12 protein-coding genes are annotated in these 13,265 nt (G+C 69.4%); 10 read left to right on the forward strand and 2 right to left on the reverse strand.

Annotated features, from left to right (window positions below):
* Nucleotides 1–110: 110 nt before the first annotated feature.
* From AC57B5_RS23815 to AC57B5_RS23830, 4 genes are all read left to right on the forward strand, one after another.
* The gene (locus tag AC57B5_RS23815) at nt 111–1,091 is read left to right on the forward strand and encodes a quinone oxidoreductase family protein (protein WP_496400475.1); all 981 of its coding nucleotides are present in this window, start codon (nt 111–113) and stop codon (nt 1,089–1,091) included.
* Nucleotides 1,088–2,095, forward strand: a complete 1,008-nt coding sequence (locus AC57B5_RS23820) for a LysR family transcriptional regulator (protein ID WP_192368425.1) — start codon at nt 1,088–1,090, stop codon at nt 2,093–2,095. The genes AC57B5_RS23815 and AC57B5_RS23820 overlap by 4 nt, the downstream gene beginning before the upstream one ends.
* A complete protein-coding gene (locus AC57B5_RS23825; protein WP_315530689.1) occupies nt 2,092–2,982 on the forward strand; it encodes a DMT family transporter in 891 nt (296 codons plus the stop codon). The genes AC57B5_RS23820 and AC57B5_RS23825 overlap by 4 nt, the downstream gene beginning before the upstream one ends.
* A gap of 84 nt (nt 2,983–3,066) precedes the next feature.
* Nucleotides 3,067–4,038: a LysR family transcriptional regulator gene (locus AC57B5_RS23830; RefSeq protein ID WP_496400476.1), complete on the forward strand. Its 972-nt coding sequence runs from the start codon at nt 3,067–3,069 to the stop codon at nt 4,036–4,038.
* Nucleotides 4,039–4,086: 48 nt separating this feature from the next.
* On the opposite strand, the gene AC57B5_RS23835 is transcribed toward AC57B5_RS23830, so the two are convergent.
* Complete coding sequence (locus tag AC57B5_RS23835) at nt 4,087–6,354, reverse strand: xanthine dehydrogenase family protein molybdopterin-binding subunit (protein ID WP_496400477.1); 2,268 nt, start codon at nt 6,352–6,354, stop codon at nt 4,087–4,089.
* Between the two features lie 14 nt (nt 6,355–6,368).
* Nucleotides 6,369–6,842 (reverse strand): (2Fe-2S)-binding protein, encoded by a 474-nt coding sequence (locus AC57B5_RS23840; protein WP_012207419.1) that lies wholly within the window; start codon nt 6,840–6,842, stop codon nt 6,369–6,371.
* Between the two features lie 252 nt (nt 6,843–7,094).
* On the opposite strand from AC57B5_RS23840, the gene AC57B5_RS23845 reads away from it, so the two are divergent.
* From AC57B5_RS23845 to AC57B5_RS23870, 6 genes are all read left to right on the forward strand, one after another.
* On the forward strand, nt 7,095–7,376 hold the full coding sequence (locus AC57B5_RS23845) for an antitoxin of toxin-antitoxin stability system (protein ID WP_496400478.1): 282 nt from the start codon (nt 7,095–7,097) through the stop codon (nt 7,374–7,376).
* Nucleotides 7,373–7,657, forward strand: coding sequence for a type II toxin-antitoxin system RelE/ParE family toxin (locus AC57B5_RS23850; protein ID WP_496400479.1), 285 nt, complete (start codon nt 7,373–7,375; stop codon nt 7,655–7,657). The genes AC57B5_RS23845 and AC57B5_RS23850 overlap by 4 nt, the downstream gene beginning before the upstream one ends.
* A 69-nt stretch (nt 7,658–7,726) precedes the next feature.
* Nucleotides 7,727–8,575 (forward strand): helix-turn-helix transcriptional regulator, encoded by an 849-nt coding sequence (locus AC57B5_RS23855; RefSeq protein ID WP_071956799.1) that lies wholly within the window; start codon nt 7,727–7,729, stop codon nt 8,573–8,575.
* Between the two features lie 106 nt (nt 8,576–8,681).
* Nucleotides 8,682–10,883 carry a TonB-dependent siderophore receptor gene (locus AC57B5_RS23860; RefSeq protein ID WP_496400480.1) on the forward strand — a complete coding sequence of 734 codons (2,202 nt, stop codon included), beginning with the start codon at nt 8,682–8,684 and terminating at the stop codon, nt 10,881–10,883.
* A gap of 151 nt (nt 10,884–11,034) precedes the next feature.
* Nucleotides 11,035–12,177, forward strand: coding sequence for an ABC transporter substrate-binding protein (locus tag AC57B5_RS23865; protein WP_099732828.1), 1,143 nt, complete (start codon nt 11,035–11,037; stop codon nt 12,175–12,177).
* Complete coding sequence (locus AC57B5_RS23870) at nt 12,174–13,265, forward strand: FecCD family ABC transporter permease (protein WP_081816194.1); 1,092 nt, start codon at nt 12,174–12,176, stop codon at nt 13,263–13,265. Before AC57B5_RS23865 ends, AC57B5_RS23870 begins: the two co-directional genes overlap by 4 nt.

Below are 13,265 nucleotides of genomic sequence, written 5' to 3' on the forward strand. Positions count from 1 at the left end.
GCGCTGGTTCGTGGTCATTGCTGCACCCCATGCAGCAGTGAACTGCACGCCGGCCTATTGCTGCCTTCAATCGCTTCTTCTACGCTGCACCCATTTCACGGAGCAGCGAGATGAATCCATTGATCAAGGTCTGCATGGACGCCGCAGGCACCCCCGACGCCATGCGCCTGGAGCCGGTCGAGGTGCAGGCGCCCGGCCCCGGCCAGGTCTGGCTGGAGCAGACGGCCATCGGCGTGAACCCGCTGGACGTGAGCCAGCGCAAGGGCGCTGTCGCCATCGCCTTTCCCTCGGGCCTGGGGCTGGAGGGCGCGGGGCGGGTGGCCGCCGTGGGCGAGGGCGTGACGAATGTGGCCGTGGGCGAGCGCGTGGGCTACGCCACGGGGCCGTTGGGCGCCTATGCCAGCGCCCGCCTGTATCCGGCCGAGCGCCTGGTGAAGCTGCCCGATGCGCTGCCTTACGACGCGGCGGCGGCCGTGCTGTTCAAGGGCATCACGGCGCAGTACCTGCTCAAGACCACCCATGCCGTGGGCCCCGGCAGCCGCATCGTGATCTACGGAGCCGCCGGTGCGCTGGGCCAGTTGATGTGCGCCTGGGCCAGGCACCTGGGCGCCCTGGTGATCGGCGTGGTGTCCAAGGCAGCCAGCGTGGAGCGCGCGCGGGCGGCCGGCTGCGACGAGGTCTTCGTGTTCGACGCGGCCACGCTGCCGGCCCAGGTGCTGCAGGCCACCGGGGGCCTGAAGGCCGACGTGGTCTACGACCCCATCGGCCGCACGACGCTGGGCGCCTCGCTGGACTGCCTGCGCCCGCGCGGCCTGCTGGTGTCCTTCGGCGCGACCTCCGGCCTGCCCGATCCCATCTCGGTGGCCACGCTCAATGCCAAGGGTTCGCTGTTCCTCACGCGCCCCTCGCTGGCCGCGCACACGGCCACGGCGGCCGAGTACCAGGAGCGCGCACGGGATGTACTGGCCGCCGTGGCGGCCGGCATCATCGTGCCCGGCGTCTGGCGCCGGTATGCGCTGGCGGAGGTGGCGCAGGCGCATGGCGATCTGGAGCAGGGACGCTCCCAAGGTGCGATCATCCTGACCCCATGAACCTTCTGGACAGCCAGCACGCCGATGAACTGGCGGCCCTGGTGGCGCTGCATGAACAAGGCTCCTTCGCTGCGGCGGGGCGGGCCTTGCTGCGCCATCCGTCCGTGCTGTCCAAACGCCTGAACGCGCTGGAGACCCGGCTGGGCGTGCGGCTGGTGGAGCGCAGCACACGCCATCTGCACCTGACCGACGAGGGCCTGCGCCTGGTGGACAAGGTGCGCCAGGCGGCCGGCCTGATTGCCGATGCCCAGAAGGAGGCCGCCCAGGGCGCCTCGCAGGCGCGGGGCCGGCTGCGGCTGTCGCTGCCGGCCGCCATGGGACGGCGCTGGCTCAGCCCGCTGCTGGCCGAGTTTGCGCTGGCCCATCCGCAGATCGTGCTGGAGGTGGAGTATGCGGACCGCTTCGTGGACATCGTGGGCGAGCGCTTCGACGCGGCGGTGCGCATAGGCCGGCTGGCGGACAGCCGGCTGGTGGCGCTGCGGCTGGGCGGGCACCAGCGCATCCTGGGCGCCGCGCCCGCCTATCTGCAGGCCCACGGCACGCCGGTGCACCCCGAGGACCTGGCGGCGCACCGCTGCCTGGGCTTCACGGGACTGCAGTCGTTTCCGCAATGGGAGCTGGTGCACGGTGGCGCATCGGGCGATGTACCGCAGGGCCAGGCCCGGCACACCGTGCTGGTGCGCGGCCCCATGGTCAGCAATGACAGCGAGGCCCTGCTCACGGCCGCCGTCATGGGCGTGGGCATTCTGGCCGGCGGCGACTGGCTGATGAGCGAGCACATGGCCGCAGGCCGGCTGGTGCGGGTGCTGCCGCAATGGCGCCTGGATGGCGCCTCGGGCATCTACTTCGTTCGGCCCTCGGCGGCGTTCAGCAGCGCGGCCATGACGGCGCTGCGCGACTGCCTGGTGCGGTGGTTTGCCACGCGCAGCCCCTGGCGCACGGGGCATGACACACTGGCGCCGCCCCCACCCCTGCCCCCGCCCTTTTCCGCATCCGCTCCATGACCCAAAAACCCTCGCCGCCCGCCTTGGCCGCCGCCTTGCTTCCCTGGCTGTTCGTGCTGCTGTGGAGCACGGGCTTCATCGGCGCCAAGTTCGGCCTGCCCTATGTGGAGCCGCTGACCTTTCTGACGCTGCGCTATGCCATCGTCTTGGTGCTGATGGCGGCGGTGGCCCTGGTGCTGCGCGCGCCCTGGCCGCGGTCGGCACGGCAGTGGCTGCACATTGGCGTGTCAGGGCTGTTCGTGCATGGCGTGTACCTGGCCGGGGTGTTCACGGCCATCGCCCACGGCCTGCCTTCGGGCGTGACGGCCCTGGTGGTGGGGCTGCAGCCGCTGATCACGGCGCTGGTGGCCGGCACCTTGCTGGGCGAGTCCGTGCGGCCCCGGCAGTGGGCCGGGCTGGCGCTGGGCTTCACGGGCGTGGCCCTGGTGGTGGCGGGCAAGATCGCCTCGGTGCCGGTCCATGCCCTGCTGGCCATGCTGGTGCCGGCCGTGGTGGCGCTGGCCGGCATCACGGCCGGCACGCTGTACCAGAAGCGGTTCTGCCCCTCGTTTGATCTGCGCACGGGCTCGGTCATCCAGTACCTGCCCTGCCTGGTGGCGACGGGGGCGCTGGCCCTGGCCACCGAAACCATGCAGGTGCGCTGGAGCGGCGAATTCCTGTTTGCGCTGAGCTGGCTGGTGCTGGTGCTGTCCGTGGGCGCGGTCAGCCTGCTCAACCTGCTGATACGCCGCGGTGGCGCCGTGCACGTGGCCAGCCTGTTCTACCTGACGCCACCGGCCACGGCCCTGATCGCCTGGGCCATGTTCGGCGAGACGCTGGGCGGCCTGGCGCTGGCGGGCATGGCCTTGACGGCAGCCGGCGTATGGCTGGCGCGCCAGGGGCGCTAGCTTGCCCCGCAAGCCGCGGGCAGGGCATGCGCAAAGGCGGGATACTGCGGCACTGTCAGCCCACGAATACCGGATTTCCGCACCATGCCCATCAATGAACTGCGCGCCATCGCCACCTTTGCCAAGGCGGTCGAGCTGGGCAGCCTGCGCCAGGCGGCGCTGTCCCAGGGCGTGAGCCCCCAGGCCGCCAGCCAGGCGGTGGCCCATCTGGAGCAGCACCTGGGCGTGCGCCTGCTGCACCGGACCACGCGCAGCCTGGCGCTGACCGAGGAGGGCCAGCGTTTCCTGCAGGACACCCAGCCGGCGCTGGCCGCGCTGGACCGCGCACTGAACCTGGCACGCGACAGCCGCGAGGGCATTGCGGGGCCGTTGCGCATCGTGGGCCCCAAGTCCTGCTTTGCGCCCGTGCTGATGCCGCTGCTCGATGAGTTCTGCCGCCTGCACCTGGGCATCGTCCCAGATGTGCGGCTGGACGACGGCATAGGCAACTGGGTGCTGGACCGGGTCGATGCGGGGTTTCGCATCGGCGCCTCGCCCGATGAAAGCGTGATCGGGCGGCGGCTGTTTCCCGTGCAGCTCATCGTCTGCGCAGCGCCGCAGTACCTGCAGCGCCATGGCGTGCCCCGGTCGCTGGACGAGCTGGCCGCGCATCGCTGCAGCATGTTCCGCCATGCGGCCACGGACACGGTGATGCCCTGGTACCTGCCGGTCAATGGCGAGCTCACGCACCGCTACCTGCAGCCGGCCCTGTCCACCAACGATGCCGAGCTGGAGCTGCATGCCGTGCTGGCCGGCCAGGTGCTGGGCCAGCTGTCCAACATCTGCGCGGCCGCGCACATCCGCGCGGGGCGCCTGGTGCCCGTGCTGCTGGCGCATGTCAGCGAGCACATCGGCCTGCATGTCTACTACGGCAGCCGCGACGCGCTGCCCCGGCGCGTGCGTGCCTTCATCGACCTGGCCGTGCAGCGGCTGCAGGACTGCCCGGACTATCTGCTGACCATGGAAGAACTGGAAAGGGCGGCGGCCGCAGGTGCCGCCGCCCTTTCCGGGGGCTGACCGGGATCAGGTCCGGTCGTTCAGGCCAGCTCGATCACTCCAGCTCGATCACGCCAGATCGAACGGCAGCTTGCGCACGGGCTTGCCCGTGAGCTGCGCCACGGCATTGGCGAAGGCCGGTGCCAGCGGCGGCAGGCCGGGCTCGCCCATGCCCGTGGGCGGCTCGGCGCTGGGCACGACGTGGACGGCGATCTCGGGCATGTCGGTGATGCGCGGCACGGCGAAGTCGCCGAAGTTGCTCTGCTCCACCACACCGTCCTTGAGCGTGATCGCCGCGCCGGGCAGGCACATGGACAGGCCCATCAGCGCCGCGCCCTGCACCTGCGCCTCGATGGTGCGCGGGTTCACGGCCAGGTTGCAGTGCACGCCGGCCGTGGCCTTGTGCAGCACCGGGCGGCCGTCCTTGACCGAGGCCTCCACCACATAGGCCACCACCGTGTCGAAGGACTCGTGCACGGCCACGCCCCAGGCGCGGCCCGCGCGCAGCTGGCGCTTGCCGTAGCCGCTCTTGTCCACGGCCAGCTGCAGGGCCAGGCGATGGCGCGGGTGCTTGTCGCCGAACATCTGCATGCGGTAGGCCACGGGGTCCTGGCGGCTGCTGCGCGCGATCTCGTCGATCAGCGTTTCCATGACGAAGGCCGTGTGGGTCGATCCCACGCTGCGCCACCACAGCACGGGCACGTTGACCTTGGGGTGGTGCACGGTCAGGCGCATGGGCAGCGGATAGGGCTCGCGCATGCCCTCCACGGCCGTGGCGTCGATGCCGTTCTTGATCATGCCGCCCTCGAACATGGTGCCCGCCGTGATGGACTGGCCCACGATGGCGTGGTCCCAGGCCAGCACCTTGCCGCGTTCGTCGAAGCCGATCTTCGCGCGGTGCAGGTGCATGGGGCGGTAGTAGCCGCCCTTGATGTCGTCCTCGCGGCTCCAGACCATGCGCACGGGGGCGCTCAGGCCGGCGCGGCGCGCGGCCAGCGCCACCTGGCAGGCCTCGACCACATAGTCGCTGGTGCCCACGCCCCGGCGGCCAAAGCCGCCGCCGGCCATCTGCACGTGCACGCGCACCTGCTCGGGCTTGAGGCCCAGCACACGCGCGGCGGCCATGCCGTCCACGCCCGCGAACTGCGTGCCCAGGTAGAGGTCGGCTCCCGCCTCGCCGGTCTCGCCCATCTGCACCGTGCAGTTGAGCGGCTCCATGGGCGCATGGGCCAGGTAGGGGAAGCTGAACTCGGCCTCGATATGGCGCGGCGCCTTGTCCAGCGCCGAGATGTCGGCGTCGAAGTGGCGCGCGCCGGGCTGCGCGGCCAGTTCGCGGTACTGGGCCAGCTGGCGTTCGCTGTCCACCTTCTCCACGGCGTCGGTGTTCCATTGCGCCTTCAGCGCCTCGCGGCCCTTGCGCGCTGGCCAGTAGCCGGTGGCGATCACGGCCACGCCTTCGCCGCCACCGTCCACGGGCACGCGCAGCACGGCCTTGACGCCTGGCACGGCACGCGCCGCAGCGTCGTCCAGCGAGGCCAGCTGCGCCTTGAACACGGGCGGGTGTGCAATCACCGCCGTCAGCTGGCCCGGCAGGTGCATGTCGATGCCGAAGCTCTGCTGGCCGCTGCTCTTGGCCCGGGCGTCGATGCGGCCCGTGGGCTTGCCGATCAGGCGGAAGTCCTTGGGATTCTTCAGCACGACGGTGGCCGGCACGGGCTGGGCCATGGCGGCCTGGGCCAACTCGCCATACGACAGCTTCTTGCTATTGGGGCCGAGCACGAAGCCCTCGCGCGTGCGCAGCGTGGCGGCGTCCACCTTCCACTGCGCGGCGGCGGCGGCCACCAGCATGGCGCGCGCACGGGCGCCCAGCTCGCGGTACTGGGTGTAGCTGTGCTTGAGGGCGGTGGAGCCGCCCGTCATCTGGATGCCGTAGCGCGGATCGGCATAGGCTGCGTCGTTGCCGCCCAGGCGGGCGCGGACCTTGCTCCAGTCGGCGTCCAGCTCCTCGGCCAGCACCAGGGGCAGGGCGGTGTGCACGCCCTGGCCGAACTCCAGGCGGTTGATGGCCACGGTGACTTCGCCGCTGGGCGAGATCTCCACGAAGGAGGCGGGCTGCTCGGTGGGCTTGAGGCCGGCGGCCTCGCCCTTGGCCGGCGCCTGCGCCATGGCGGGAAACACGCCCAGGGCCAGCGAACCGGCACCGGCGATCTTGAGGAAGCTGCGGCGGGGGATCTGTGCAAGGGTGGGCGCGTCGGCGATGGCCGCAGCGGCCTCGTCACGGTCCAGGATGTGCCGCAGGGCGCGCGGCAGTTCGGCGGGGTTGAAGGTGGTCAGCATGCGGCGTTCTCCGTTCAGCCCAGGGTGCGCGCGGCATCGGCCACGGCCGTGCGGATGCGCGCATAGGTTCCACAGCGGCAGATGTTGCCGGCCATGGCCGCGTCTATCTCCTCGCCGCTGGGCTTCTTTCCCTTGGGCAGCGACTTGAGGAAGGCCGTGGCGCTCATGATCTGCCCGCTCTGGCAGTAGCCGCACTGGGCCACATCATGGCGCACCCAGGCATCGCGCACGGCGGTGCCCACGCGGTCGGAGCCCGAGGTCATGGCCTCGATGGTGGTGATCTTCTGGCCCGCGGCCGCCGAGATCGGCGTCACGCAGGAACGTATGGCCTGGCCATTCATGTGCACCGTGCAGGCGCCGCACAGCGCCGCGCCGCAGCCGAACTTGGTGCCGGTCATCTCCAGCGTGTCGCGCAGAGCCCACAGAATGGGCGTCTCGGGGTCCAGGTCCATGGAAACGGTCTTGCCGTTGATGGTGAGATCGGTCATCGCAGTCTCTCCTTGTTGTGGGTCAGTCAGGCAGGGGTGGGGTCCCCGCAGTAGTGTCGTGCGCAGCTGCGGCCCATGGAAGCCGGGCGCCGTCGAGGCGCGAATATAGAAAGAGGCCTTGCTTGCAACTAGTCCTGATTTGCTTGATGCATTGGCAAGTGCAAGTTGCGAATAGGGCGGAGCGGTTGAGTCTCTGGAGTGTTTGGTACTGACGATGTATATACTTTGTTGGTATCTTCACAGGAGTCAATCATGCCCAAGGAAGCCGTTTTCACCATGAAACTGGAAGCCGAGCTGCGCGAAGACTTCATGGCCGAAGCCGCAGGCGAGGACCGGCCCGCATCCCAGGTCATGCGGGAGTTGATGCGCGGCTACATTGAGCAGCGCCGCAAGGCCCGTGAATATGACGGCTATCTGCAGCGCAAGGTCGAGGAGGGACGTGCCTCCATGCGCTCTGGACTTGGCCGCTCGAATGAGGAAGTCGAGGCCGAGTTCGCTGCCCGGCGCCGTCAGGTTGCGGCAGACCGTGCGTGAAAGTCATCTGGACGCCGCAGGCGCAGCAGGATCGCGCCGATATATGGGACTACATCGCAGCTGACAATCCTCGCGCAGCCTTGCGCATGGACCTGCTTTTCAGCGACGCAGCCGCCCGGTTGGCCGCGTATCCCAAGATGGGCAAAGCGGGCAGGATTGCCGGCACGTGCGAGTTGATCCCCCATGAAAGCTATCGCCTTGTCTATGAGATCGATGGCACGACGGTCTGGGTGCTGGCTCTGGTGCACACCGCGCGCCAGTGGCCGCCGCTGGAGGATTGACGAGGCGGTGCAAGGTCTTGGCTGTTGAACGTATGATTTGAGAATAATTCTCATTCATAGATTTGCAACGTGTTCCAGTGGAATTCCAGATTCGACAACCAGCTGTGCCTGGCGGCCGGCTGCCGCATGACGCAGGAGCCTGTGGAGGTCCGCGCGCCGGTGTTCCAGGGCCTGCAGATCATCGTGGCCCTCAACAGCAAGGTGCAGGCCGGGGTCAACGGCCGTCTGATGGAGGTGTCCGATGCCGGGGTCTACCTGGTGCTGGCCACGGGCCTGCATGAGGGACTGGACCGCTATGAATCCCACAGCCTTCAGCGCTATGTGCGCATAGGCTTTGACGCCGAGGCGGCGGAGCGCCAGGGCTTCGGGCTCGATCTCATCGCGCGCAGCGGCCACCACTGCTTCAACGACAACGATCTGCTGGTATTGCGCCAGGGGCTGTCGGCCACGGCGCGTGCGCTGGCCACACAGATTCTGGTCTGCCCCTATCAGGGGCCCATGCGTGATCTGTTCCTCAATGCCAAGAGCCTGGAACTGTCGGCTGCCGTGCTCCAGCAGTGCCTGCCGGCGGCGGGCGCGCAGGGGGCTGGCGCCGAGCTGTCACGCGCCGATGTGGAGCGGCTTTGGCATGCGCGCGAGGTGGCCACGGCGCACGCTCGCAGTCCCCTGTCGCTGGCCGAGCTGGCCCGCGAGGCCGGCATCAACGAGCGCAAGCTCACGGCCGGCTTTCGCCAGCTGTTCGGCATGAGCGTGTTCGAGCACCTGCAGCAGCACAGGCTGGAGCAGGCCTACGGCCTGCTGACTTCCGGCGGCTGCTCGGTCACGCAGGTGGCGCTGGAGGTGGGCTACAGCATTGCGCATTTCTCGACGGCCTTTCGCAAGCGCTTCGGCATCGCGCCCAGCGAGTTGCTGCGCTGAGCCGTCTCCGGCTAGCGAAAGCCAAACTCCGGCCAGCGAAAGCGGCGAGCCTTCCTCTTGCCTACAGTCGAATGCAATTGATTTTCATTTGCTTCGAGAGGGTTGAATGTCGCTGCCAGATTCTGCGGACCGGGATGCCGGCCCGCCCCGTTTTTCCATCACATCGATCGCGCTGGCCGTCTGCGTCCTGGGCCAGTGCGCCCTGGCCCGGGCGGCCGAGGAAAGGCTGCCCGAGGTGCAGGTCACGGGCCAAGCGGTCAAGGACCGGCCCACCGAGCTGACGGGTGGCTACGCGGCCCCGGGCGTCTCGGTGGGAACCAAGCTGCCTGCCACGCTCAGAGAGACGCCGCATTCGGTCTCCGTCATCACGCGCCAGCAGATCGAGGACCAGAACCTGCACACGCTGGACGAGATCATGGCGCAGACCCCCGGCGTGACTGTGGACCTGTCGGGCACGGGCGTCATTCCGGCCTTCTATGCGCGCGGCTATCCCATCGAGTACTTCCAGTACGACGGCCTTCCCGTGCAGACAGGCGGCGCTTCCTGGAGCCAGCCTGACATGGTGATGTTCGACCATGTGGAGACGCTGCGCGGCGCTGCGGGCCTGTTCAATGGCGCGGGCCAGCCCGGCGGCGTGATCAATCTGGTGCGCAAGCGCCCCACGGGCGACCGGCGCTTCACGGGCTCGCTGGGCCTGGGCTCCTGGAATGCGGCCCGTGCCGAGATCGACTACAGCACCCCGCTGAACGCCGATGGGTCGGTGCGTGCCCGCCTGGCGGCCGCGCACGACCAGCGCGACTCCCATGTGCGCTATGCCAGCAGCCGGCGCGATTCGCTGTACGGCATCGTCGAGGCCGACCTGGGATCGGCCACCACCGTCTCCTTGGGCGCCGGCCACCAGACGCGCGACTGGGTGCCGCCCATGATGGGCGTGCCGCGCTACGCCGACGGCGGCGACCTGAGGCTGGCACGCAGCACCTTCCTGAGCACGCCCTGGACGCACTGGGACTTCGAGGCCACCCAGGTCTTCGCCGACCTCAGCCATTCCATCAATGCCGACTGGCAGTTCAAGCTGGCGGCGGTCTCCGACCGCGAGTCCAGCGCGCTCAAGTACGCCTATGTCTCGGGCGCGGTGGACCGCGCCACGGGCCTGGGTCCCCGCCTGATGGGCGGCGCCAATGACTACGACAACGAACAGCTGTCGCTGGACGCCATGCTCAGCGGGGCCTGGCAGGCCTGGGGCCGGCGCCACGAGGTGGTGCTGGGCGCCAACTGGTACGACCGCGACGCGCGCTCGCAAGGTGGCAGCCTCCCGGGCTTTGGCGGCATTCCCGTCAATGTGTTCGGCTTCGACCCGGCCGCCTACGCCGATCCGGGCGCCGTGCAGTGGACATCGGACTCGCGATCGCGCACGCGCCAGTACGGCATCTATGGCGCCGCGCGGTTGAAGCTGGCCGATCCGCTGACCCTGCTGCTGGGGGGGCGCTGGAGCTGGTGGCGCACCGACTCCGTCAACCAGCGCACGGGCGCGCAGACGGCGGACTACCGGCAGGACGGCCGCTTCACGCCCTACGCGGGCCTGGTCTTCGATCTGGACTCCCGCTGGTCGCTCTACACCAGCTATGCCGACATCTTCCGCGTGCAGAGCAACTATCGGGGCGAGGATGGCGGCGGACTGCCGCCCGTGGTTGGCGCCAACTACGAGGCCGGCATCAAGGGCTCGCTCAACGATGGCCGGCTGCAGGTGGCGCTGGCGGCCTTCCGCATCGTGGAGAGCAACCGCGCCGTGGCCGTGTCGCCCGTCATCGTGGACAGCTGCTGCTACGCCGCGCAGGGAAAGGTGCAGAGCCAGGGCTTCGACGCTGAGCTGGCGGGACAGATCGCCCCGGGCTGGCAGGCCATGGCCGGCTACACCTACAACACCAGCGAATACAAGCGCGATCCCAGCTATCAGGGCCAGTCCTTCAGGACCTTCAGCCCCCGGCATCTGCTGCGGCTGTGGACCACATACCGGCTGCCGGGCGCGCTCAACGCCTGGGATGTGGGCGGCGGCATCAACGTCCAAAGCGGCACCTACAGCGAGGGAGGCAAGCCCCTTGTTCGAGCCACCCAGGGCGGCTACGCCACGGCCAGCCTGCGCGTGGGCTACCGCATCAGCCCGCAGTGGAGTGCGGCGCTGAACGTCAGCAATCTGTTCGACCGCAGCTACTACACGCGCCTGGGCAGCGGCGGATTCGGGCCGGCCAACTTCGGCAATGTCTATGGCGAGCCGCGCAATGTGCAGGTGAGCTTGCGCGGCCGGTTTTGACCCCCTGAGCCGCTTTGCGGCGTCCCCCTGAGGGGGACGGCAGCCTCGCTGCGGGGCGTTGCGGCCGGCTCAGGCCCTTGCTTGCTGTCCCAGGCTTTGGGGCGCGCCGGTTGCATTGGGTATGCCGGCAACGACTGAGAGAAGAAAACAGATGCAAATACAGACAGGAATGCGGCGCGGGTTGCGCGCTGCGGTGGCGGCGCTGGCGCTTTGGAGTGGGCTGGCCCAGGCCTTGACCGTGACGGACATGGCGGGGCGCAGCGTGCAGGTGCCGGACCGTGTGCAGCGCGTGCTGTTGGGCGAGGGGCGCATGGTCTACACCATGGCCCTGCTGGAAGGCCGGCAGGCGGTGGAGCGCGTGGCGGGTTGGCAGGGGGATTTCCGCCTGCTCGATACCCAGGGCTATGCGGCTTTCTCCAAGGCCTTTCCTGCCATGGAGAAACTGCCGCTGGTAGGCGGCGCCACGCCCGAAAGTTTCAACGTGGAACAGGCCCTGGCCGTGCGTCCCGACGTGGCCTTCATGGCCGTCTCGGGCGGTCACGGGCCCGCGCCCGACAGCGAGGCCGTGCGCCAGCTGCAGGCGGCGGGCGTGCCTGTGGTCTTTGTGGATTTCAGCCAGCATCCGCTGACCCATACCGTGCCCAGCCTGCGCCTGATGGGCCAGGTGCTGGGCCGCCAGCAGCGCGCCGAGGACTTCATCGCCTTCTACGAGCAGCGCATCGAGCGCGTGCGCCAGCGTGTCGCGGCGGCGCGCAGGAAGGACGGATTCCAGCGGCCCGCCATCTTCATCGACATGCTGGCCGGTCTGCGCGACTGCTGCGGCTCGCCGGGCAAGGGCAATTTCGGGGAAATGGTGGAGCTGGCCGGTGGCGACAACATCGGCGCCGGCCGCATTCCCGGTCCCATCGGTACGCTGAACCTCGAATATGTGCTGTCGCGCGATCCTGCCGTCTATGTGGCCACGGGCGTCTTCGCCAGTGGCCAGGGCGGCGTGACGCTGGGCTACCAGGCCACGCCGGCCCAGGCGCAGGCCAGCCTGGCGACGGTGGCGCAGCGTGCCCAAACGCGCGAGCTGTCCGCCGTCCGAAAGGGGCGCGTGCACGGCCTGTGGCACATCTTCTACGACTCGCCGGAGCATGTGATTGCCGTCGAGGCGCTGGCCAAGTGGCTGCATCCCGAACTCTTTGCCGACATCGACCCGCTGCGCACGCGGCGTGAGCTGTACGAGCGCTTCATGCCGATTCCGATGACCGGCGTGCTGCTGACCGACCTGCCTTCCGGGGCCGGCCGATGAGCGCGGCCATGGAGGCCAGTGCCGTGGCGGCAGAGACGGGCGCTGCGGCGGCCGGTGCCGCGCAGCGCTACCGCCGCCGCCATGCCCGCCACGGGCTGGTGCTGGCGTTGCTGGCCTTGGCGCTGCTGGCCAGCCTGGCACTGGACGTGGCCACCGGCCCGTCGGGCATGGGGCTGGCACGGCTGTGGCAGGTGCTGGGCGATCCGGGCAGCGTGTCGCGCGTGGAGGCCGTTATCGTCTGGAACGTGCGCCTGCCCTATGCGTTGATGGCCGTGCTGGTGGGTGCGGCGCTGGCGCTGGCTGGCGCGGAGATGCAGACCGTGCTGGCCAATGCGCTGGCCAGCCCGTTCACGCTGGGCGTGTCGGCGGCCGCCGCCTTTGGCGCGGCCCTGGCCATCGTGCTGGGACTGGGCGTGCCGGGCGTACCGGCGCAGTACGTGGTGTCTCTCAACGCCTTCCTCTTCGCGCTGCTGTCGGTGGGCCTGCTGTACGGGCTGGCCATGTGGCGCGGATTTGGCGTGCAAAGCCTGGTGCTGTTCGGCATCGCCCTGGTGTTCAGCTTCAACGCCCTGGTGGCACTGCTGCAGTTCGTGGCCGACCAGAACACCTTGCAGCAGCTGGTCTTCTGGACCCTGGGCAGCCTGGCACGCGCCTCCTGGGACCGGATTGCCGTCATGGCCGCCGTGCTGGCGCTGTGCCTGCCCTGGTCCTGGAGCCAGAGCTGGTCGCTGACCGCGCTCACGCTGGGCGAGGACCGCGCGCGCAGCCTGGGCGTGCCGGTCACTGCGCTGAGAGGCTGGGCGCTGCTGCGCATCAGCCTGCTGTCGGGCGTGGCCGTCTCCTTCGTGGGCACCATAGGATTCGTGGGGCTGATCGCACCGCACATCGCGCGCATGCTGGTGGGCGACGACCACCGCGTGCTGCTGCCGGCCTCGGCGCTGGCGGGGGCACTGATCCTGTCCATGGCCTCGGTGGCCAGCAAGACGCTGATCGAGGGCGTGCTGGTGCCCGTGGGCATCGTGACCTCGCTGGTGGGCATTCCCTTTTTCATGGCCATCGTTGCCCGCACGGGCCGGCAGGAGCGCTGA

This window comes from Delftia sp. BGA-UO-ETr-SB1 (genome assembly GCF_059567865.1).

What these genes read in the sequence shown, in the direction of transcription:
- AC57B5_RS23815 (WP_496400475.1), top strand. Translation starts at nt 111, where the DNA reads ATGAATCCATTGATCAAGGTCTGCATGGACGCCGCAGGCACCCCCGAC.
- AC57B5_RS23820 (WP_192368425.1), top strand. Translation starts at nt 1,088, where the DNA reads ATGAACCTTCTGGACAGCCAGCACGCCGATGAACTGGCGGCCCTGGTG.
- AC57B5_RS23825 (WP_315530689.1), top strand. Translation starts at nt 2,092, where the DNA reads ATGACCCAAAAACCCTCGCCGCCCGCCTTGGCCGCCGCCTTGCTTCCC.
- AC57B5_RS23830 (WP_496400476.1), top strand. Translation starts at nt 3,067, where the DNA reads ATGCCCATCAATGAACTGCGCGCCATCGCCACCTTTGCCAAGGCGGTC.
- AC57B5_RS23835 (WP_496400477.1), bottom strand. Translation starts at nt 6,354, where the DNA reads ATGCTGACCACCTTCAACCCCGCCGAACTGCCGCGCGCCCTGCGGCAC.
- AC57B5_RS23840 (WP_012207419.1), bottom strand. Translation starts at nt 6,842, where the DNA reads ATGACCGATCTCACCATCAACGGCAAGACCGTTTCCATGGACCTGGAC.
- AC57B5_RS23845 (WP_496400478.1), top strand. Translation starts at nt 7,095, where the DNA reads ATGCCCAAGGAAGCCGTTTTCACCATGAAACTGGAAGCCGAGCTGCGC.
- AC57B5_RS23860 (WP_496400480.1), top strand. Translation starts at nt 8,682, where the DNA reads ATGTCGCTGCCAGATTCTGCGGACCGGGATGCCGGCCCGCCCCGTTTT.
- AC57B5_RS23865 (WP_099732828.1), top strand. Translation starts at nt 11,035, where the DNA reads ATGCAAATACAGACAGGAATGCGGCGCGGGTTGCGCGCTGCGGTGGCG.
- AC57B5_RS23870 (WP_081816194.1), top strand. Translation starts at nt 12,174, where the DNA reads ATGAGCGCGGCCATGGAGGCCAGTGCCGTGGCGGCAGAGACGGGCGCT.